Below are 805 nucleotides of genomic sequence, written 5' to 3' on the forward strand. Positions count from 1 at the left end.
TGCGCACCTCCGGCGGGAACAGCTCGGAGAACAGCGCCGGCATGATCGCGAGCGAACCCGCGAGGATGGCCGACATCACGGAGACGCTGAGCACGAGCACGAGGAAGTCGTCGCGGAGCCAGAGGTGGATCGGGTAGTAGAGCACGAGGGCCCCGATCGCGCTGATGAGCATGACCGGCTTGCGCCCGATCCGATCGGAGAGCATGCCCCACAGCGGCAGGGAGCCGATCAGGACGATGTTGCCGATCACGCCGGCCCACAGCGTGAGGCCGCGGTCCATGCCGAGCTGGGTGTTCGCGTAGGTGGGGGCGTTAATGGCCCAGGCGTAGTAGGCCACCGTCACGCCGACGGTGAGGCCGATGACCTGCAGGGCGCCGATGCGGTGCTTCCAGATCTGCGCGAAGATGTTGGGCTTGTGGGTCGCGTTGCTGGCCGCGACCTGCTCGAAGGCCGCCGACTCCTTCATGTTGCGACGCAGGTACAGCGTGTAGAGGCCGCCGAGCGCGCCGAGGGCGAAGGGGATCCGCCAGCCGAAGGCGTCGAGCTGCTCCGCGGTGAGCGTGAGGTTCAGGACCGCGGCGAGGAGCACGCCGATCAGGATGCCGGTGGTGCCGGAAACGTAGATCCAGCTCGACCAGAGCCCGCGTCGCTTGGGCGGGGCCACCTCGGACAGGAACACCTGCGAGGAGGGCAGCTCGCCGCCGTGCGCGAGGCCCTGCAGCAGCCGGGCGAGGAGCAGGATGAGCGAGGACCAGGGGCCGATGGCCTCGTAGGTGGGCATCACTGCGATGGTCAGGCTGCCGAT

Annotated in this window: 1 protein-coding gene; it reads right to left on the bottom strand. The window is 68.6% G+C overall.

Translation table 11 applies throughout. From position 1 onward, the window contains the following. Nucleotides 1–805, bottom strand: an 805-nt coding sequence (locus OOT08_RS00710; protein WP_325090674.1) for an MFS transporter, incomplete at both ends; no start/stop codon positions are given.

The organism is Leucobacter sp. M11, assembly GCF_035726885.1.
Taxonomy (GTDB): Bacteria; Actinomycetota; Actinomycetes; order Actinomycetales; family Microbacteriaceae; genus JAPFRB01.